This is a genomic window from Deltaproteobacteria bacterium HGW-Deltaproteobacteria-4 (genome assembly GCA_002841765.1).
Lineage (GTDB): Bacteria > Desulfobacterota > Desulfuromonadia > Desulfuromonadales > UBA2197 > UBA2197.
On the sequence record PHAV01000009.1, the window covers coordinates 79,050 to 99,280 of the forward strand.

Annotated in this window: 19 protein-coding genes and 1 riboswitch; of the genes, 12 read left to right on the forward strand and 7 right to left on the reverse strand. The window is 55.2% G+C overall.

All coding sequences use genetic code 11. The features are described from left to right. Nucleotides 1–81: 81 nt before the first annotated feature. The 3 genes from CVU69_07620 to CVU69_07630 are packed head-to-tail and all read right to left on the reverse strand — an operon-like array spanning nucleotide 82 to nucleotide 4,806. Nucleotides 82–2,193 carry a two-component system response regulator gene (locus CVU69_07620; protein ID PKN12344.1) on the reverse strand — a complete coding sequence of 704 codons (2,112 nt, stop codon included), beginning with the start codon at nucleotides 2,191–2,193 and terminating at the stop codon, nucleotides 82–84. Continuing rightward, nucleotides 2,186–2,650 carry a two-component system response regulator gene (locus tag CVU69_07625; GenBank protein PKN12345.1) on the reverse strand — a complete coding sequence of 155 codons (465 nt, stop codon included), beginning with the start codon at nucleotides 2,648–2,650 and terminating at the stop codon, nucleotides 2,186–2,188. The genes CVU69_07620 and CVU69_07625 overlap by 8 nt, the downstream gene beginning before the upstream one ends. After that, the gene (locus CVU69_07630) at nucleotides 2,650–4,806 is read right to left on the reverse strand and encodes a hypothetical protein (protein ID PKN12346.1); all 2,157 of its coding nucleotides are present in this window, start codon (nucleotides 4,804–4,806) and stop codon (nucleotides 2,650–2,652) included. Before CVU69_07630 ends, CVU69_07625 begins: the two co-directional genes overlap by 1 nt. Before the next feature lie 127 nt (nucleotides 4,807–4,933). Between CVU69_07630 and CVU69_07635 the strand changes: the two genes are divergently transcribed. Beyond that, the gene (locus CVU69_07635) at nucleotides 4,934–5,566 is read left to right on the forward strand and encodes a Cro/Cl family transcriptional regulator (protein PKN12347.1); all 633 of its coding nucleotides are present in this window, start codon (nucleotides 4,934–4,936) and stop codon (nucleotides 5,564–5,566) included. 18 nt (nucleotides 5,567–5,584) lie between these two features. Here the strand turns inward: CVU69_07635 and CVU69_07640 are convergent, their stop codons facing one another. Further along, nucleotides 5,585–6,274 carry a type 1 glutamine amidotransferase domain-containing protein gene (locus CVU69_07640; protein PKN12348.1) on the reverse strand — a complete coding sequence of 230 codons (690 nt, stop codon included), beginning with the start codon at nucleotides 6,272–6,274 and terminating at the stop codon, nucleotides 5,585–5,587. Between the two features lie 299 nt (nucleotides 6,275–6,573). Here CVU69_07640 and CVU69_07645 point away from each other — a divergent pair, with 299 nt between their 5' ends. The 3 genes from CVU69_07645 to CVU69_07655 are packed head-to-tail and all read left to right on the forward strand — an operon-like array spanning nucleotide 6,574 to nucleotide 9,554. Continuing rightward, nucleotides 6,574–7,572 carry a hypothetical protein gene (locus tag CVU69_07645; protein ID PKN12349.1) on the forward strand — a complete coding sequence of 333 codons (999 nt, stop codon included), beginning with the start codon at nucleotides 6,574–6,576 and terminating at the stop codon, nucleotides 7,570–7,572. A 45-nt stretch (nucleotides 7,573–7,617) separates the two neighbouring features. Next, nucleotides 7,618–8,736, forward strand: a complete 1,119-nt coding sequence (locus CVU69_07650; protein ID PKN12350.1) for a hypothetical protein — start codon at nucleotides 7,618–7,620, stop codon at nucleotides 8,734–8,736. Further along, nucleotides 8,733–9,554 carry a response regulator gene (locus CVU69_07655; GenBank protein PKN12351.1) on the forward strand — a complete coding sequence of 274 codons (822 nt, stop codon included), beginning with the start codon at nucleotides 8,733–8,735 and terminating at the stop codon, nucleotides 9,552–9,554. Before CVU69_07650 ends, CVU69_07655 begins: the two co-directional genes overlap by 4 nt. Here CVU69_07655 and CVU69_07660 read toward each other — a convergent pair. The 3 genes from CVU69_07660 to CVU69_07670 form a co-directional block, all read right to left on the reverse strand. Further along, nucleotides 9,515–10,411, reverse strand: a complete 897-nt coding sequence (locus tag CVU69_07660) for a GGDEF domain-containing protein (protein PKN12352.1) — start codon at nucleotides 10,409–10,411, stop codon at nucleotides 9,515–9,517. The two genes, CVU69_07655 and CVU69_07660, sit on opposite strands and share 40 nt — an antisense overlap. A gap of 99 nt (nucleotides 10,412–10,510) precedes the next feature. Continuing rightward, nucleotides 10,511–11,368 (reverse strand): 2-oxoacid ferredoxin oxidoreductase, encoded by an 858-nt coding sequence (locus tag CVU69_07665; GenBank protein ID PKN12353.1) that lies wholly within the window; start codon nucleotides 11,366–11,368, stop codon nucleotides 10,511–10,513. Further along, entirely contained in the window at nucleotides 11,365–13,056 is a 1,692-nt protein-coding gene (locus CVU69_07670) for a 2-oxoacid:acceptor oxidoreductase subunit alpha (GenBank protein ID PKN12354.1), read from the reverse strand. The genes CVU69_07665 and CVU69_07670 overlap by 4 nt, the downstream gene beginning before the upstream one ends. 358 nt (nucleotides 13,057–13,414) lie before the next feature. Between CVU69_07670 and CVU69_07675 the strand changes: the two genes are divergently transcribed. The 8 genes from CVU69_07675 to CVU69_07710 all read left to right on the forward strand — a co-directional run bounded on the left by CVU69_07675 (nucleotide 13,415) and on the right by CVU69_07710 (nucleotide 19,946). Then, nucleotides 13,415–13,867 (forward strand): hypothetical protein, encoded by a 453-nt coding sequence (locus tag CVU69_07675; protein PKN12355.1) that lies wholly within the window; start codon nucleotides 13,415–13,417, stop codon nucleotides 13,865–13,867. A gap of 224 nt (nucleotides 13,868–14,091) precedes the next feature. Next, a riboswitch (cyclic di-GMP riboswitch) is annotated at nucleotides 14,092–14,173 on the forward strand. 144 nt (nucleotides 14,174–14,317) lie between these two features. Continuing rightward, nucleotides 14,318–14,740 carry a hypothetical protein gene (locus CVU69_07680; GenBank protein PKN12356.1) on the forward strand — a complete coding sequence of 141 codons (423 nt, stop codon included), beginning with the start codon at nucleotides 14,318–14,320 and terminating at the stop codon, nucleotides 14,738–14,740. A gap of 90 nt (nucleotides 14,741–14,830) precedes the next feature. Further along, nucleotides 14,831–15,301 carry a hypothetical protein gene (locus CVU69_07685; GenBank protein ID PKN12357.1) on the forward strand — a complete coding sequence of 157 codons (471 nt, stop codon included), beginning with the start codon at nucleotides 14,831–14,833 and terminating at the stop codon, nucleotides 15,299–15,301. A 58-nt stretch (nucleotides 15,302–15,359) separates the two neighbouring features. Further along, a complete protein-coding gene (locus tag CVU69_07690; protein ID PKN12358.1) occupies nucleotides 15,360–16,121 on the forward strand; it encodes a hypothetical protein in 762 nt (253 codons plus the stop codon). A 65-nt stretch (nucleotides 16,122–16,186) separates the two neighbouring features. Then, on the forward strand, nucleotides 16,187–18,595 hold the full coding sequence (locus CVU69_07695; GenBank protein PKN12359.1) for a hypothetical protein: 2,409 nt from the start codon (nucleotides 16,187–16,189) through the stop codon (nucleotides 18,593–18,595). A gap of 27 nt (nucleotides 18,596–18,622) precedes the next feature. Beyond that, complete coding sequence (locus tag CVU69_07700; GenBank protein PKN12360.1) at nucleotides 18,623–19,093, forward strand: SCPU domain-containing protein; 471 nt, start codon at nucleotides 18,623–18,625, stop codon at nucleotides 19,091–19,093. 130 nt (nucleotides 19,094–19,223) lie between these two features. Further along, the gene (locus CVU69_07705) at nucleotides 19,224–19,733 is read left to right on the forward strand and encodes a ferritin (protein ID PKN12361.1); all 510 of its coding nucleotides are present in this window, start codon (nucleotides 19,224–19,226) and stop codon (nucleotides 19,731–19,733) included. A gap of 30 nt (nucleotides 19,734–19,763) precedes the next feature. Beyond that, the gene (locus CVU69_07710; protein ID PKN12362.1) at nucleotides 19,764–19,946 is read left to right on the forward strand and encodes a ferredoxin; all 183 of its coding nucleotides are present in this window, start codon (nucleotides 19,764–19,766) and stop codon (nucleotides 19,944–19,946) included. The last annotated feature ends 285 nt before the right edge of the window (nucleotides 19,947–20,231 follow it).

The window sequence follows — 20,231 nt, forward strand, 5'->3', positions numbered from 1 at the left end:
CCGTACTCCGAAGAAGTAAAAAGTGCCACCGTCGTGGTCGGTCTTCATTGAGCGCAACAGCGCCGCCGGCAACGGGTAGATCTAGGCATCGATAGTCATCTGCCTGCCACTGCGCAGCAGGGCGGCAAACTCCCCGGCCGGCAGGGGCTTGCTGAAGAGATACCCTTGAAACATGTTACAGTCACAGCCGGAAAGGAATTTCAGCTGCTCAAGAGTCTCTACCCCCTCGGCGACAGCGGTCAGACCCAGGTTGTGGGCAATATCGATGATACTGGCAACGACGGAAGCGCCACTGGGATCAGTGGCGACATCGTTGATGAAGGAGCGGTCAATCTTCAGACTGTCGACCGGAAAACTGCGCAGATAGTTGAGGCTGGAATAGCCGGTGCCAAAGTCGTCAAGACTCAGGCGCACACCCATCTCCTTGAGGGCACGCATGGTCTCTTCTGCCCCGGCAGGATCATCCATGACCATGCTTTCGGTGAGTTCCAGCTCCAGCAAGCACGGTTCAAGTCCGGTCTCCTGCAGAATTTCTCTGACGACCTGCGGCAAATCCCCGCGGCGAAATTGCCGCGCCGAAAGGTTGACAGCAACACCGAGGGCCGGCAAGCCCATCTCCTGCCAGACTCTGGCCTGCTGACACGCTTCCTTCATGACCCAGGCGCCGAGGGGCACAATCAACCCTGTCTCTTCGGCCAAGGGGATAAAGTCAGCAGGGGAAACCATCCCCCGTTGCGGATGGTGCCAGCGGACCAGCGCTTCGCTACCGATGATACGACCGTTGAGCAGGTCGATCTTGGGCTGGTAGTGTAGACAGAATTCCTTCCGTTCCAAAGCATGTCGCAACTCGCCTTCGAGTTCCATCGTCTCCTGAATATGCTTATTCATCTCCGCAGCATAAAAACAGAAGTTGCTGCGGTCATCCCGTTTCGACCGATACATGGCGATGTCGGCATTACGAATCAGCATGGCGCCGTTATCGCTATCCTTGGGATAAAGGCTGATGCCAAGACTGGCAGTTATAATGATTTCCCGATGGCCGACCTGGTAAGGTCGGCTCAGATTGTCGAGGATTTTTCTCGCCACCAGGCCTACATCCTCGGCATCAGCCACCTCGGCGAGAAGAACGACAAATTCGTCCCCCCCCATTCGGGCCACGGTGTCCGCCTCACGCACATTTTGCAGCAGACGCTGGGCCACGGCGCACAGCACTTGATCGCCGAAGTCATGGCCAAGACTGTCGTTGATAACCTTGAAGCGGTCGAGGTCGACCAACAGGACAGCCACAAGGCGCCTGGAGCGATGGGCATAGTGAAGTGACTGCGCCAGGCGATCAAACAGCAAAGCCCGGTTGGCCAAACCGGTCAGATCATCATGAGTAGACAGGTGCTCCAGCTGTCTTTCGTAATTCTTGCGGGCAGTGATATCGACGTCCAGGCAGAAAAGCTCGGGGTCGCGGCCGGGCTTTTGCAAAATGACATAACTTGAATAGACTTCCACTTCTCTCCCCTCCTTGTGCCGAAGGCACATCTCGGAGGGAGGGGGGCCCTGACCGGTTGCCACCATCGTTTCCATGGCACTCTTGACCTCTGTGCGCATTGCCGGCGGGATGATCAGTTCCAGGATATTGCGCCCGATAGCTTCAGCTGCAGTGTAGCCATAAAACCTCTCGGAGGCATGATTCCAGTAGTGGACCGTCCCGTCCATGGCGTAGCCCTGGCAAGCGATGGTCGGCACCTTTTGGAGAAGAGTCCGGAAACGCTCCTCGCTTTCGTGCAGGGCGGACTCTATTTGTTGATGATCCTGGCGCAGCTTCCATTCCCGCAGAGCACTGTGCACGGTCTGGGGCATGCGGGCGAAGCCCTCGGTCGATTTGACCAGGTAATCGAAGGCGCCGGCTTTCATCGCCTCGACCGCCAACCCTTCATTGCCGTAGGCGGTCATGACCAGCAGCGGGAAGGCTCTCTCTGCTTCTGAGGCATTCAAGACATCAATGGCACAGCCATCGGGAAGATTTATGTCCATCAGCACGATATCAGGGGGATCAGCCACGATAGTCTGGCGATACTCTGCCAGGGTGGCGACGACCAGGATTCTCACCCGGTCCTCTTTGCTCCAGAGTGCCCGGGAGATTGCCTCGGCATGTGCTGCCTCATCTTCGACAATGAGGATGGTCGTCCTCCCGTTACTCATGCGTTACCTCTTTACCGTCGCTAGAGATTCGGTTCCACGCCAACCAGTAATAGCCGAGGACCGCCAGTAGCTCGGAAAATTTATTAAAATCAAAGGGTTTGACAAGATAGCTGTTGGCATGGCAATCATATGCCTTGGCAATATCCGTCTCGGCGGCCGAGGTTGTCAGAACCACTACCGGAATCCGGGCAAAGTCCGGGTCGTTCTTGACGGTTTTCAGCACCTGCAGACCATCGACCCGGGGCATGTGCAAGTCGAGGAGGATCAGGCCGGGCCGGGGCGAACGCTCCGGATCGCTGTAAGCATGACGGCGGTAAAGGTAATCGAGAGCGTCCTGCCCGTCAGCCACATGTTGCAGCTTGTTGGCAACGCGGGAACGCTCCATGTTTCTGCGCACAATTTCGGCATGAGCCGCATCGTCCTCGGCCAGCAAAATAACGATCGGTTCACCGTCCATTAATTATCTCCCGGTTTATTGATGGCGTCAGGCAGGGTAAAGCGGAAACAGCTTCCCGTCCCACCTCCTTCGGATTCGACCCAGATGCGCCCCTTGTTCAGCTCGACGATGCGTTTCACCAAGGCCAGGCCGAGCCCGGAACCCTCGACTTCGGGGTTAAGCTGATCGAAAAGAGCAAAGATCTTGTCGTGATAGCACGGATCGATCCCCACACCGTTATCACGAACATAAAAGACCGGCCCCTCTGCTGTTGACTCCAAGCCAATTTCAATCGTCAACAGGGTGTGAAGCGAGCGGTATTTAATCGCGTTATCGATAAGATTTTGCCAGATCTCGACCAGGCGCGACCGATCGCCGCAAAGGATCAAAGGGACATCGACAACCTGCACCTGCGCACGGTGCTCCGCAATGGGACCGGCCAGGATAAATATGGCTTCCCCGACCAACTGACGAAAAAGAATCGACTCCCTGACGGTTGTTATCCGGCCGATTTTAGCAAGGGAAAGGAGATCGGTCAACAACTGCTCCATCCTGTCGGTCGCCCTGTGCATGTAATCCAGGTCGCACCCGATCTTCTTCTGGTCACCTGTCTCCAGGTCTTTTTCCAGAAAACCAAGAAAGTTCTTTATCGTCACCACCGGGCTCTTCAAGTCGTGGGACACCGTATAGGTGAAGCGCTCTAGTTCGGCATTTTTTTCAATGAGTTGCTGCTCTTTCTGTTTACGCTCGGTGACATCTCGAAACATCCCGATGGAACAAGGCACCCCATCAAAATCAATACGGGCTGCATTAATGTCGGCAAGGAAGATAGTTCCATCCTTACAGCGACACGGAATATCTTCCGAGCTAACAACCTCTTGTCTGGCCATCGCTGCAAACGCCGCGAGAATCTGCGGGAGATCGGCGGCCGGATGAAGATCCTCAACCCCCAGTTCCAGTAACTCCTCCTCGGCATAACCCAGCATCTTGCAGATCATCGGATTGGCGTGTCTGATTCGTCTTGTTTTCAGATCGACGACCAGCAAGCCATCAGCATTGTGCTCAAACAAGGCGCGGTACTTGGCCTCCGATTGGCTCAACGCTCCCTGGCTCTTCTCCAGGGATGCGGCCATGGTGTTGAAAGCCCGGGAAAGAACTCCCAGTTCTCCGGGAAGGATTGTCAACTCACTGCGGACATGAAGATCCCCACGGGCAAAGTTACTGGCCGTGTCCACCAGACTGTTTATCGGCGCGACAAGAGTTTTTTTGCCGATCCGCCAGGAGAAGACAAATGCTGCGATTGTGGAAAAAAGCATGAACAAGAGATTTTTGATCAGGACTTTATTGGCGTCCTCAAGAACCTGAGCCTCGGGTATTCCTGCCCACACATACATGTAGGGCGGCTCAGCGGGGTTGAGCCGCACGGACTTAAAGGCCACAATTCTGAGGATGCCGTCGGAGCCCTGTACTGTCGCCACCCCTGTCTCCTCCCCCCCTCTAACCATCTCCCAGGCACGGGGAGCAATCGGACGGCCTACCGCGTTGGTCTTTTCTCTAGGGGGGTAATAAGACAGCCGGATCCCCTGATGGTCCGTTATGGACAAAAATGATCCTGCCGGCAAGGAGACCACCCCAAACAAATCGGCAAAAGAATCGAGCCCCTGTATCAGGGTTAAGACCAGCCGCGATTCTCCGGCTTTGTCGGTTACGGGATAGGCATAAGCGAAGCCTGGGGTATTCCCACCTATTCTGGTGACCAGATATTCCCCTACAGCCAGATCTTTTTTAGTTAATGCTTCCCGGAAATGCTTGCGGTCTGCCAGATTAATACTGCCAAAAGGTCGGGCTGAGGCAAAGACATCGCCATTGACATGCGCGGCTGTAATATTGAAATAGGCCGTGTTCCCTTCGCTGACGGCACGAAAGATTGCACTGCTTGCGGTGATGTCAAAATTCTGCACTACAGGCATCCAGGCGAGAACAGAGAGGGTCTGCCGCACAGATTCAAGGCGCCCCTGCTGCGTTTCGGACATGTTCTGGACAAGGAAAAGAACTTCGCGCCGGGCCGCATCGATGGCCTGACGGCGTTGATCCAGGCCGGCATAAAGAATGATGACCAAGGCCGGAAGAACCGCCAACGCCACAAGAAAAAAGAGTTTCTTTCTGATATAACCCATAAATTCAACCTTCCAGGTTCATATCAATGCAATATTTTCTTGCTCAAAAAATTTCATGTAGATATATTAAGAATATCATAATATGTCAAGGCGGATCACTTTTGCCCAACCCGTATCGCGAAAGGGAATGATGAACAAAATTGACATAGGTGAGCGGTTTCGCCAGGTGAGACTGAGCCACAATCTGACCCAGAAGGAATTTGCCGAATCGCTGGGCATTGCTCAGGGTTTTTTGAGCAGCGTCGAGCGGGGCAGAAAAGCCCCTTCAGCGACGCTGCTGATCGCCATGACGCATCTGTACCAGATCGATGCGCAGTGGCTCTCTTCAGGGGCGGGGGGGCTGGACGCCGGAATTTTGCCCGCGGCCAGATCTGGGGGAAAATCTTCTGTCCCCCTGACGCCGCTACTCCGACGAATTTCCCGGGAATTTCCACAAAAAGTCGATCCTGAGGATCTTCTGGGTTACATTTCGGTCCCCGGCAACCATCCGGACTGCTACGCTTTGGCGGCCTATGGCGATTTTATGGCCCCGAGCATCCAGGACAATGACCTGATCCTTTTCAGGGTGGGGGGGGAGATCAAGAGCGGCGATATTGCCCTGGTGAACAATAAGTGGGGCGACACCATTCTTCGCCGTTACCGCGTCCAGGCGGACGGGGAATGGTTTTCCCCTGATAACAGCGCATATAAACCTTTCCAGGCCCCTCTTTCCCAGGCGATTGCTGTCGTAACCAGTATTTGGCGACAGATAAAACCGTGACCTGCGGGTCGTCTGCTGTCACGAAGAAGTATGGTCAAATTTGCGTAATACCGCTAAGGCGGCTCCTTCCGAAGACGCTGGATTCTGACCGGTGATCAAATTGCCATCGTCGACAAAATAAGCACCCCAGTCTGCTCCTCTGGAATAATTTCCGCCAATTTTCTGCAATTCCTCTTCGAGCAGAAAAGGGACGATCTCCGTCAAACCGACAGCGGTTTCTTCCGAGTTCGAGAATCCGGTGACGGCTTTTCCCTGCACCAGTGGCGAACCATCCACTTTCCGGGCACGGAGGAGGACTGCCGGAGCGTGACAGACCGCTGCCACGGGTTTACCGAGGGCAAACATGATCTCGATGAGGTTGATCGAATGTTTATCCTCGACAAGATCCCAGAGCGGTCCGTGCCCGCCGGGGTAAAAAAGGGCATCGTAGACATCCGGAGAAACATCCCTCAGCCGCAGGGTCGTGGCTAAGGTTTTTTGTGCATCCTTGTCGGCGTTAAAACGTTCGGTAGACGCAGTTTGAAACTCTTTTGCGGCACTTTTTGGATCGAGAGGCGGTTGCCCCCCTTTCGGCGACGCAAGGATCACCTCAGCACCGGAATCTTTGAAACCATAGTAAGGGGCGGCAAATTCTTCCAACCAGAAACCAGTCTTTTCCCCGGTATTGCCCAACTCTTCGTGCGACGTCAGCACCATCAATATTTTCATGCCTCTTTCTCCTTGTGTTTGCCTTCACCCTGGTGACAATGATCAAGTTTATTGCGAAGGTTCTGCTTACTTCGTTTACAAATTTATCACTTTTTCGAAGTTTTACAATGGAGTGCGAGACCTTTGAATTCCCGTGTTTTTTCGATGTTTTTCTGCTACTATTATTAATTAGGCGCCAGCGAAAGTGATGCTGACGCTGGCGACAATCCAAGAACTGAGGGACTCATCGATCTCATGAGACCCCCTGCATCGGGCAAAAGGGGAGGGGAAAATCTGGTGAAAGAAAGCAAGGTTGAGCTATGAAAAAAAATGTGATTCTGGTCATCGACGATGACCAGAATTTGAATAAAACCCTTTTCGACATCCTCAATGCCAAGGGATATGAAACCTTCGTGGCAGGAGACGGTACGGAGGGTCTCGCTTTTCTGCAAAAAACCCCGGTCGACCTGGTCCTTACCGACCTTGGATTGCCGGACATGTCCGGCATCGACATCCTCAGCAAAGTCAAAGGCTTCTATCCGGCCACACAGGTCATCATCCTGACCGGCAGCGCCACCGTCGCTTCGGCGGTTGAGGCGACAAATTTCGGGGCCTTTTCGTATCTCCTGAAGCCGTATGATCTTGATCAGCTCCTTTTGCAAATCCAGCGGGCACTCGAAAAGCAAAGCGCCGAAAAAGAGCTGAGCATCTCTCGACAGATGCTCGTCGATGTGACTCAGGGGATCAAGGAGAATATCCTCCTCATCGGCAATGATCACAGGATCTTGTGGGCCAACCGGGCCGCGGTGGTGCACACCGGCCTGAAGATGGAGGAGATCGTTGGGCAGTGTTGCTTCACGGTTACCCATCATCGGCAATCCCCCTGTGAGCCTCCTGATCAACCCTGTCCTCTCAATGAATTACTGACAAAGGGTGAGTCCAAAATCGCGCAGCATGTTCATATCGGCAAGGATGGCAACAAGCAAGTTGTCGAAGTCATTATCTATCCGGTCAAGGACAGCGACGGAGAAACGACCGGGCTTGTTCATATCTCCCGGGATATCACCGAGCGCGCCCGGTTGGAGCAAGAGATCGCGGATAAGGTCACCGAACTGAAAGCTTCCCTTGCCCGCGTGAAACAGCTGGAAGGGATTCTTTCCATCTGCATGTATTGCAAGAAAATACGGGATGAAGGGGATCAGTGGCGCCAGATGGAGGAATACATTTCACAACATTCGGAAGCAGACTTCAGTCATGGCCTTTGCCCGGAATGCTTTCAACAACAGATGAGCGAATTTAAGGCGACGCAGGGAAAGTAAGTTAGCGCAACAAAGCAGAGTAGAGAGCGGGAGTATGCAGAACATATGAATAACGTTGCCGTTATATCCAGCATTCTGGTGCTGCTGGGGGCGCTCTTTATGGCTGCGGCCATTGCCCAGGGACGAAAAATCCGGGCGGAGGTTCCGGCCGAACTGCAGCGAAAATGGCGTATTATCATCACCTTCATGTTTTTCTTCCTGACCGGTTATTTGCTCTTCACCGCTGTTCTTCTCGGCAATCTCAAGTTGCCTAACGAACTGGTAGCGAGTCCGATCTTTCTTGGCGGCGCAATCTTTGTATTCATCGTGGTCAGTCTCACCCGAAGCACCATCACCCGATTGAAACAGGACGAACAGGAGATCCGCCGGTTGAACGTAGAATTGAGACAAAAAATTGTGCAACTCCAGGAGGCTCAGGAAGATCTGGTGCGCAAGGAAAAACTCTCCATCCTCGGTCAGCTCTCCGGAAGTGTCGGGCACGAACTTCGCAATCCCCTTGGGGTGATGAGCAATGCTGTCTACTTTCTTAAGATGGTCCTGGCCGGTGCCGACAAAACCGTACAGGAGTATCTCGATATCATCAAAAAGGAGATCGACAACTCCCTGCGGATTATCACCGACCTCCTCGACTTCGCCCGGACCAGACCGCCGCAGCGGCAGTCCATCAGCGCTGAAGAACTGATCCGGCAAAACCTGGAGAGTTGCCGCATGCCCGAGAATGTTTTGGTCACGCTCGATATCTCGGCGGCGATGCCGATCCTGAGAGTCGACCCGCCACAGATCGGGCAGGTGCTGACGAACTTGATTGCCAATGCCGTGCAGGCGATGCCGGACGGCGGTGTTGTGCAGGTCGCAGCGCGACAAATATTGCATGATGACGTGAGGACGGTGAATTCCGATCCAAAGGCTAAAAGTCAAAACTCAAAATTCTCCGGTGAATTTATCGAAATCTCTGTCACCGACAGCGGCGAGGGGATCACCCCGGAGAATATGCCGCAGCTCTTCCAGCCGCTCTTCTCCACCAAGATCAAGGGGATCGGTTTGGGACTCGTTGTCTGTAAAAACCTGATAGAGGCTAACGGCGGGAGGATTAAAGTGGCGAGCGAGCCGGGGAAGAGAACGACCTTTACGGTGGTCCTCCCGGTCGAGAGTGGAAACATATGAGCGAAAAACGAAAGATTCTGGTCGTCGACGATGACCGGCGCATGCTCCGAACCATCTGCGACATTTTGCGGGTCAAGGGGTATGAGGCCGTGCCGGCCTCCCGGGGGGAAGAGGCTGTGCAGGCCGTGCAGGGAGAAATGTTCGACTGCGTGCTGATGGATCTCAAGATGCCGGGAATTGACGGAGTTACGACCTTGAAGTTGATCAAGGACATCTCTCCTGACACTCCGGTGGTGCTGATGAGCGCTTACGCCAGTAACGAACAGATGGCTGCTGCGAAGTTGCATGGCGCAGCTTCAATTCTTACCAAGCCGATCGACTTCCAGCAGTTCCTTGCCTATCTCTCGCTGCTCAGAAAAAAGAGTAGTATTCTCATTGTCGATGACGATCCGGAGTTCTCCCGGAGGCTCAAGGAGTTCCTCCCGTCCAGCGACTATCATGTCAAGACCGAGGAAGATACGGCAAAGGTGCTCAGCCACATGGAGCATGCGTACCAACTGCTCATCATCCTTGATCTCAAGCCAGCTAATGGCGACGGGCTGGACATCCTCAAGAAGGTTTGCGCCCGCTATCCCGGAAAGCCGGTCGTTTTGGTCGCCGGCGATCGAAACGAGATGTCGACCGTTATCGAGCAGGGGATGGAGATGGGCGCTTACGCCTGTCTTTATAAACCGTTCGCGGTGGAAACACTGGTCGGGCTCATCAAGGATATCAGCCGTCGCAAGCACAATGTCCTCCTCGGTGAACCGTTTCAATGGGGGGGTGAGATGATGAAACCCTACCCGGTCATCCCCCACCTCTCGGCACACCTGGCATAAACAGCGTGCCGTATCCCGTTCTTGCCGCTCTTTTTCACTTCGTACATTAAATTATCGGCCAGGGTAATGATCTCGTCCACGGTGTTGGGAGCAACGGTGCAGGTGAGTACCCCGATACTGAAGGTCACCGACAGGTTCTGCTGTAATATACTGAGGTGCAGTTGCTGTCGTATTTTGTGAATAGCAACGAGCGCCGCCTGCTCATCGCTATTGGTGAGGAGGATGGCGAACTCGTCGCCGCCCAGCCGTGCCACAACATCCGTTCTGCGAAGATTATCAGATATGGTCGCCACCACCGTTTGCAGCAGGAAATCTCCCGCGCTATGGCCACGGGTGTCATTTATTTCCTTGAAATTATCGAGGTCAATGTAGGCAAGGGTGAAAGGTTGATCCTGTCTGCGCAGGCGGTAGATTTCATTTGTCGCAACATCGAGAAAAACTTTTCTGTTCACGGCGCCGGTCAGGTGGTCGATGCGTGACAGGGCCCGTTCATTCTCCAGCAACTGCCGCAATTTGGCGAGGAGAAGGGCGACAACGAGAAAAAAAGCAAAGGCTGAGCCGTTCATCCAGATCAGCAGGGAGAGCGTTTCCGGAAAAGAGGCGAGTATCGATATCTTGATCGCCACGCAGGCGATGGCAATAGCAACGGCGGCATTCCTGCCGGCAAACCAGGCAACGAACGCTACCGGCAAAAGGTAAAAGAAATTTAGCGGGTAATCTGTCCCGATATATAGATCAGAATAAAAATCAATCGCTCCGAGGAACAGCGCGCAGAAAAGACCGACAAGGACATTAAATGCTCTGCCCTTTCGATCGAGGAATTCACAGTATTTGACGGCCATGTTTCGGATGGGCATCTGCAATCCATTATAAAGTGATTTACCAAATTTAAAATCCTACATCATGTCAATTAATTACAACAAGAAAATTAATATTCAGACAGACGAAGGACTCTTTCATCCCATCTCCCGCATCGTCGTGGCCAGTTTGTCGAGATCGACGCGGCGTTCGAAGAGGGGACGGGGATCGTCGGCGTAGGCGGCGAGTTGCTCTTCGAAGACCGGCTTCTCCTTCTGATAGAAGATGCCGAGGCGTAGCGGGTCGTCTTCGCAGGCGAGGGCAAAGGCCTGCACCCGGTCGCCCGGGTCGTGCTCGGCCGGCAGTGCGGTCGTGTGCGCCTCGAACCACTGATAAGTGTTGAGCTTGTTGAAGGTCACGCAGGGTTGCAACAGATCGACGAGGGCGTAGCCACGGTGCTGGATCGCCGCTTTGAGGATGGCGCGAGTCTCTTCGGGGTGGCCGACATAAGCGCGGGCCACAAAGGAGGCATCGAGGGCGAGGGCGACGGCCAGCGGGTTGAACGGTTCGAGGCTGACGCCGTCAACCTGCAGTGGCGTCACCAGGCCGCGCGGACTGGTCGGCGAAGCCTGACCCTTGGTCAGGCCGTAGACCATGTTGTTGTGGACGATGTTGGTGAGGTCGGGGTTGCGGCGGATGCAGTGGAGGAAATGGTTTCCCCCTTCGCCATACATGTCGCCGTCGCCGCTCTCGGCGATTACTGTCAGCTTGCGATTGCTCGCCTTGATCGCGGTCGCCGGCGGCAGGGCGCGGCCGTGCAGACCGTTGAAGTAGTGAAGGTTGAGATATTGCGGGAGCTTGGCGGCTTGACCGATTCCGGAAACAAAGACGATCTGCTGCGGGTCGAGTTGCAACTCTGCCAGGGTGGCGCTGACCAGCTTGAGGATGCCGTAATTACCGCAGCCCGGACACCAGGCAATATCGCAGCCATTCCGCAGATAAGGATTTTCGTTCATATCCCCACCTCCTTCCGGATTAATGCCACCACCTCAGCAACGCTAAAGCCGAGGCCGTTATATTTGTGCCATTCCTTGTGAACTTTGCAAGCATTCTCGGCGCGGAGGAGGCGGGCGAACTGGCCGGTCGCATTGTTCTCGATGACGATAATCTCCGTCGCCTGCTGAAGATGCTCAAGAAGCGCCGGCGACAGCGGGTAGACTTGCTGACAATGGAGATAAGCGGTTGCCTGGGGCTGGAGTTGTGCCAGCGCTTCGGCGACTGCGGCGTGGGTTGAACCCCAGCCGACGATCAGCCGCCGGTAGTCAGCCGGCCCGAAAAGTTTCGGAGGGATGGCGTAATCCTCCTGCAGTCGGCGCATTTTGGCGAGGCGTTTGTCAACCATGGCGATCCGCACATCAAAATCCTCGGTGATCCGGCCGTCGGCGTCGTGCTCATCACTGTCGACGCAGACCCGCCCCTTGCCGAAGCCGGGAATGCCTCGGTGCGAAACACCATCCAGGCCGGGAGCATAGCGCTGGTAGTTGATCGGAGTGGCGATAATTCGCGATTGCGGTGCAAATTCCGGTAGGACAAAAGGGTCGAGATCGTACAGGGTATCAAGGAGGTACTGATCGGTGAGAACGAAGACCGGCGCCTGAGCCGCATCAGCCATGGTGAAGGCATGGGCGGCACAGGCAAAGGCCTCTTCCGGCGAACCGGGGGCAAGGATGGCGCGGGGGAATTCACCATGCCCGGCATAACGGGTGATCTCCAGATCCCCCTGTTCGCTGCGGGTCGGCAGGCCGGTCCCCGGACCGGGGCGTTGCGCCAGATGGATGACCAGCGGCGATTCGATGACGCCGGCCAGACTCAAACCTTCCGCCATCAGATCGAAACCGCCGCCGGAGGTGCTGACCAGCGCCCGACCGCCGGCATACCAGGAGCCGAGGGCCATGTTGATGGCGCTGATCTCGTCCTCGGCCTGCTCGACGACAACCCCGTGGCTGTGCGCCTGTTTGGCGAGATGGATGAGCAGCCCGGTGGAAGGCGACATCGGGTAAGAGGAGATGAAGTTACAGCCGCCGGCCAGCGCCCCCAGGGCCACGGACTGGGAACCATCGAGGATAAGACGACCGGGCCTGGCCTCCGCCAACGGCAGCGAACAGCGGCCAATCGTCTCGGTCCCTTCCTCCCAGCCGAGGCGGGCCGCAGCGTAATTTTTGTTCAGGATCGCAGGGTCGGTAAAAGTCCGCATCAGTGCTCCCTCCAGCGGCGAAAGATTCCAACCGATGATCCGGGCAAGGTAACCGCAGACAATACTATTTGCGTAAATCGCCCCGCCGATCTCTTTGCTCAGCTCCTGCAGCGGCAGGGGGAGGATGCCGAGGTCCTCTGCGAAGAGCTGCGGGTCGCCGATCCGCAACGTTTCTGACCCACAGCGACCCCGCAGGCGCGGTAGAGCGTCGCGATCAAGGAGGACACAAAGGTCGAGGGTGCCGCTCAAAGCCCGGACCGGGGTAGTGGCGGCACGCAGGGTCACGGAATTGCTGCCGCCACGGATACGTGACATGAACTCGCTTTCAGCCACCACGTGCAAGCCGCCATTCATGAACATTCGCGCCAGAATCTGCGCGATCGTCTGCAATCCCTGACCGGCCTCGCCGCCGAGGACCAGATTGATTTCGCTGCCGTTTACTCTGCTCATGCCTCACTCTCCTTTTCTACGCCATCACTCATCCCCCACCATTATAATCGATCAAATGCAAAGTGCACCGTTACTGCCAATAAAATGCCTCAAGTCAAAATGTCGACACAGCCCTTCCTGATCAGTCGTTATTGCCTTCCCTGCCCATAGCCCGCTGTTTTGCTCCATCTCGCTTAAGCCTGCGTCGCGCGTCTTCCCTTTCATCCCTCCTGTCGCGTCAAAACGATGACTCGAAATCGATCCGACAAACTGATTTAATCAACATTCAATAGTAATTACATATATTTAAACAAATGGCACACCTATCGCAATGGCCTATATTAACAGCGGCCCCGACAGCCGGGAAAGGCAGGTAGTCATGACCAGAAAAAATCTCTTCAGCATCGGCCTCATGATCATCAGCCTGCTCTATGCCGGTCTTGTACAAGAAGCGACGGCCAGCAACAAAGCCAGTCTTCGGGTCAATGCCATGGTATCGCCCTGGTTCAAAGCCCAGGCCATTCAGCAGGCCGGCAGTTATCAGGTGACTCTTGAGGACATTAAAAAAGGATATACCGATCTCACCGCAGCCGTCACCGTCCAGTTTCAGACAAACATCATCCAGGGCAAGGTTCTGTTGCAAGTTGCCAATAACGGCGCCGAACAGGTATTGGTCAAGCAGGCAGGGACAGCCAGCGATCAACTCGTTATTGCTGCCATCGCCGGCAGCCAGCAGGAAGAGCGTTCCTATGACCTGCGGGTTCTCCTCACTCCCGACGTAGTCGTCGGCACCTATCCTCTTCATCTTTCCATGCAGACCACAATCCTTTAAGCGGAGCATTTTGACCGCCCCTCTCCCATTCACCATCCGAAAGCCTTCAACCATCCCTTCTTTTGATGCACCTCATCAAGGCAGCAAACGACTCCCACCGAGTCCCGCTATCATCTTGCCGTCGCAAACGGGTTTAACCGGCTCACTTATAATTTATCAGCTTTTGCATTTTTTATATTTTCTTGTTGACTTCTGCAAAAAAATAGACTTATGGTAGGGCTACTTCACGATAATAGCAAAGTCAGAGTAATCTGATGACGCAAAGCTACGGATCCTACCATTACAGAGGATAGCCGGGCTGCCGAAGGAAGAGAGAGAAAATTCCAACTCATCTTCGGTATTTATCGAAGATGAGTTTTTTGTTTTTCAGCGCAACACTGTCGTTTATGGGCATATCGCCCCAGAGTCAATTAGTAGACAAGAAACATCTACCTGAAAGGAACCTTACCAATGAAAAAGATTCTCGTCCTCGCAGCCGCAATCGCACTGGTCTCTTCAACCGCCTTCGCCGCCGGCACCGCCACCTTGACTGTCACGGCCAATGTCACCGCTACCTGCGCCATCACCGGCGGCACCCTGGGCTTCGGCGCCCTTGATCCCCTGGTCGGGGGCGCGGTCGGCCCGGTCGCTGCAAGCGGAGTACAAGTGACCTGCAGCAACGGCACCGCTTTCACCGTCAGCGACGATGCCTCTACTAAACCCCTCGTCAACGGGGCCAGCACCATTCCCTTTACCTTGGGTCATACGGGCTCAGGAACGGGGACCGGCACAGCTGTTGCCTACGCAATTACCGGTAATATTGCTGCTGGTACTTATGCGACCGCTTTGGCCGGGGCCTACACCTCCAACGTGATTCTGTCTGTTACCCCCTAACCGCTTGCCAAATCGACTCCGGGGGAGAGGAGCAATGCTCCCCTCCCCGGAGTTCTTTGCGAGTTCATCATTGCTAACTGAAAGGTGAGTATGAGAGCGATCCTGGCTTATTTTTTTATGACTGCCTCGATCCTCCTGTCACTGCCCATGGAGGGGTGGGGCGCCGACGTTGGCGCCCTGTCCGTCTCGGCGACAGTCCTCACCAAGAGTAATTGTAAATTTTCCACCACCACCGGGGACTTGATCTTCGGGACGATCGATTCTGGCGGTACAGCGGATGTTTCTGCCAGCGCGACCCTCATTTTTCGCTGTAACGGCAGTGCGCCGATTGCTTCTTATCTACTTAGCGACAATGATGGTCTCAATACCAACAAGATGGCGCACACCACCCTTGCCGGAAACTTCCTCCCCTACGAATTGAGCTACACCCCCACCACGGGCTCCGTGCCACGCGGTGATCCTGTAACTCTTTCCATCACCGGCACGGTGCGCAGTAGCGACTATCGAGCAGCGATGGCCGGTGCCTACAGCGATACGGTGATTCTGTCGATTCTCCCCTGAAGGACGATATCGGAGGTTTTTCTTGAATCTTGTTGCGATCCCGACTAGATTAGAACGCATGAGCTCCTATCGTACTCCGACATTCCTCCTTTTTCTCTTTCTTCTTTTCACCCTCCTTCGCCCCCTGCCTGCGGCGGCAGACGGCTGGCGGGTGATTCCGATCCTCCTCAACTTCGATCAAAAGACCCGCAGCGGCGTGATCACTCTCTACAACGAAGGAGAGAACAAGATCTCCCTGCAGGTCAAATCTTATACATGGTCTCAGGATAGCGACGGCAAGGATCAGTACCAAGAGGATGCCGAGCTGGTCTTCTTCCCGCGCCTTCTGACGATCGAGCCCGGCAAAAGTCAGGTGCTGCGCGTCGGCATGCAAATCCCGGCGACCAGCAGCGAAAAGACCTATCGTCTCTTTATCGAAGAGATTCCCGAAGCACGCAAGGCCGACCAGGGAGCGACGATCGCCATTACTCTCCGGTTCGGCATACCGATCTATGTTGCCCCTCTCAAGAGCGAACCCCGCGGTGAGTTCACCGAGGCGACCCTGGACAAGGGGCAGATAGTAACCGTCATCAAAAATACCGGTAACGTCCATTTTCGTATCCAGTCGGTGCAGTTGATCGCTAAAGATGCGAACGGCGCCGAAGTCCTGCGCCGGAAGATCGACGGTTGGTATCTACTGAGCGGCGCCTCCCGCCCTTATCTCTTTACCCTGCCGCCGGAAGAATGTCGCCAAGCCGCCACCCTCGAAATCCTGGCAGACACCGATCGTGAAGATATCGCTACGGCGATCAAAGTCGACCCGCAGGCCTGTAACCCCTGAGGAATCCCTGCTCTTCCCCCATCCCCGTGCCCCGTTGGCGGGCGCTCGTGGCAAGAGAGTTGACATTGCAGCGCTTCGTTCTCCTCCTCTTCTTAATCCTGATACCCGCATCCCTCCATGCCGAATTAATGGTGATCCAGATCAGTGTTAACGGGGTGACGCGGGGAGAGTTTTTTGTGGAACGGGAAGGCTCGGGGAACTTCCTGCTACCGATTGATGATCTCCCTTCCCTCGGGCTGCTGATCGATCCGAAATCGACTACAATTATTGGCAATACCAGCTACTTTTTCCTGACCGAATTTCCCGAAATCTCCGTAGATTTTGACGAAGGCCAGCTGGCCCTGTCCTTGACCTCCCCACCGCAGTATCTCCCCGCCTCCGTCATCGACTTATCTCGTCAAAAGCAGAGACAGGTGCAACGCCCAATGGAGACCAGCGCCTTTATCAATTACCTCCTCGATTTTGCAACCGATTCCCGCATGGAAGGGAGCAGCGGTGGTTTGGCCGGTGAAGTCGGTTTTCGGCGCCGCAATCTCCTCTTTTTGAGCGGTCACCGCTACGAAGTTTCTAGTGAAGAGTCGCGCTTCGTCCGGCAGATGACCAGCGCCACCTGGGAATGGCGGGACGAATTGCGCCGCCTCATTGTCGGTGACGCCATCACGCCGGCCGGTCTCCTTGTCCCCGCAGTGCGCTTCGGAGGGTTGACGGTCAGTCGCAATTTCGATCTCGATCCCGCTTTCATCCAGTATCCAACCTTTGATTATGCCGGGTCGATTGCCGGCCCGGGGGAGATCGATATTTACCAGAACGGCTTCAAGCTGCGGACCGAAAAGCTGCAACCGGGGACGTTCCAGCTCGAAAATCTGACCGGCGCCCCGGGGTATGGCGACATCGAGCTGATACTACGCGATCAGTTCGGTCGCGAAACCCGTTTGAGCTCCCCTTATTACCTGACGGATCAACTCCTCAAACCGGGGCTTCAGGAATACAGCTACAGTGCCGGTCTGCGCCGTGACGGCTACGGCAGCAGTGAAGATCATTACAGCTCAGCGGCCCTGCTCGGCATGCATCGTTATGGCTGGAACCGGCGGCTGACGCTCGGCTACTCCCTCCAGGCCGGAGACGGGCTGTTCATGGTCTCTCCCCACCTCGATGTCCTCGCCGGAACGAGCGGAATCATCAGTCTGGCGGTGGGGGGAAACACGGGCAATGCAAGTGGTGGCGCTGGTCTGCTGCGTTACGCCTTCAATCGCCGCCCCTTCAGCACCAGTTTCGAATATCAGTACGTTACTGATGGATGGCAGACATTATCCGAAACAACAACGACCGGAGCAGCGCTGCAGCAGCAGATACGGGGGACGATCGGCTGGGGAAGCCTGGCCGCCGGTTCGTTAACAATCAATGCCGCGCAGCGGGACTTCTACAACGGAACGACGCAGACCAGTCTCGGAGCGATTTATGGCCGCCGCCTCTTCAACATGGTGAGCTGCAATCTTTTTATTCAACAGACCCGCGATGAAAACAGCAATTTGTCGGCCTTCGCCATCCTGACCTATTCACCGCCAAACCGTCCCCAGACAGCGCTGCGCCTTGAAAAGCAGCCGGGGAGTGCAAGCCAGTCGGTCGATGTCCAGCGCAACGCCCCCGCCGGTGCCGGATATGGTTATCTGGCAACGGCAGGGCATCGCAGTGGGGACTCCGGCAGTGCGTCATATCTCGACGCCTCCGGGGAACATCGCAGCCGCTATCTTAACATCCGGGGGCGGGGCTATTTCGAGGGGGGCGACAGCGGTTCGGCCACGGCTTTTTCTCTGGGGGCAGCCGGGGCACTGACCTGGGTTGGCGGGCACATTAAGCCTTCGCGCCCGGTCGATGACAGCTTTACCCTGGTCCGGGTCGGAACGTTGCCGGAGGTAAAAGTCTATCGCAATGGCGAAGAGGTCGGGCGTACGGACGAGAATGGCCTGGCTCTTATTCCCGGCCTCACTTCTTACTTCGATAACCGCATCTCGATTGACGATACGGATATCCCTATCGATCATCGCATCACCAGCGTCGAGTATTACCTTTCCCCCCCGGCCCGGAGTGGCTCCTGTGTCGATTTTGATGTGGTGCGCAGTCAACCGGTCACCGGACATCTTTATCTCCGGCGCGGAGAGGACAGCCAGCCGGTTGAATTCCGCGAGGTCGAACTGCTGAACGCCGCAGGGCAAAGTTTGACCATACCGACCGGACGCGGCGGGGAATTCTATTTTACCCCCGATGACTTTCATGCCGCAGGCGGGACAAAGACGAAAATGAAGGGCTGCGAAGCGTTAATTAAACCGAAGGAAGGCGTCGCGCTCTCACCCCGCTATCGGGCCACCTTGTGGATCGATGACAAAGAACGCACTTTTGACCTTGAAGTTCCGGTCAGCGATGAACTATTTATCGACATGGGAAAGATTACCGTCGATGCCGAGCAGATGCAATAACTGTTCCATTGGCAAAAGGAGATTGTCATGCCAGCCCTTAGATTTTTTATTTTTCTGGTAGTCGGGTGCTTGAGTCTGATCGCTACCCCCGCCTGGTCGGCGGCGTGCCGGGTGAATGTGACGCCTCTGAGCTTCGGTTTTTACGATATATTTTTGCCGACAGCCAAAATGGCAACGGCCCAGGTGACGATCATCTGTAATCACAAAGGAGATTCGCCGGCAACCGTGCAGCTCACGCTCTCTGCCGGAAGTTCCGGCAATTTCGGCCAGCGGGGAATGATGGGGAGTGCCGGCGGAGCCCCTCTTTTCTACAATATCTACATCAGTGCCGGATTGTCGGAAGTGATCGGCGATGGTAGCAGTGGTTCGACAGCGCCCTCCTCGCTGGTGGACAGGACCGCCCCCTGGGTCGTCACGCTTTACGGCAGCATCCCCCCGCGGCAACCCGTCCTGGTCGGCACCTATACCGACAGCCTGATCGCTACCATCTATTACTGAAGAAGCTTTCCCTTCGCCTGCAGCCGTTTGTGCAAAGAACCGGGCGAGTAAAAAGAGTCTCTTGACGGGGCCGCTTTGGCGGATAGACTTGCAGACAGCGACCCTGAGATTTTTCGCAACGGAGGCTGACATGAATATTTTCGACTTCGCGATCAAGATGGAGCAGGACGGCAAAATTTATTACGAAAAACTGGCGAAAGACGCCACTCTCCCCGGTTTGCAGACGATCTTTGCCCGATTGGCTGAGGATGAGCAGAAACATTACGATACTTTTGTGGCTTTGCGGGACGGAGGGAAGAACTTTGCCATGGCCGATTCGACGGTTCTTGAATTCTCGAAAAACGTTTTTGCGGCGTTGCCAAAGGAGTCAGGCGAGGCGGTAAAGGATGACCTTGACAGCTATCGTCACGCCATGCAGCTCGAAGCCGAGAGTTTTCGTCTTTACGAAAGCGCGGCGAAATCGGAAGAGGAGGAAGGGCCAAAACGACTGTTACTGAAGATCGCTGCTGAAGAACACAAGCATTTCCAGATTCTCGAAAATATCTATTCCTTCGCCAACGCCCCCAACCAGTATCTGGCCTGGGGCGAATTCAGCAATCTCGACGAATTCCGCAACTTCGGACGCAAGATCGATCGTTAGCCAACCTCAAGCCGACAAAGGAGAAGGACGATGGGAACTCACTATATTATCGATGAATGTATCGCTTGCGGGGCATGTGTGGACGTTTGTCCGGTGGCGGCGATAAGTGAAGGTACGCCGATCTATATTATCGATAAGGAGGTGTGCATCGATTGTGGCGCCTGCGATGAAGTCTGTCCGGTGCAGGCGATTAAATGGGAAACAACGGCATAACGGCTCGATTTTTTGATGTTGGCGAAGATCCAGAGGCAGCGCTCGCACCTCCCCGGCGGAACGGTTGTCGATATCGCTTGACTTTCAACATGCCGGCAGGCATCCTTTTTTCCTTATAAAGAGGAGTAGCTACCGGCCGCCGACCAGGCCGGCTCCAGGCCCGTCAATCCGGTGAAAACCCGGGCTGGAGACGATTCAAATCGTCAGCGAGATCTTTATCCAGGGCATTGTGCATGCCGGGATAAAGATCTTTTTTTTTACCCTCGGCGACAAGTTCAAGACCGA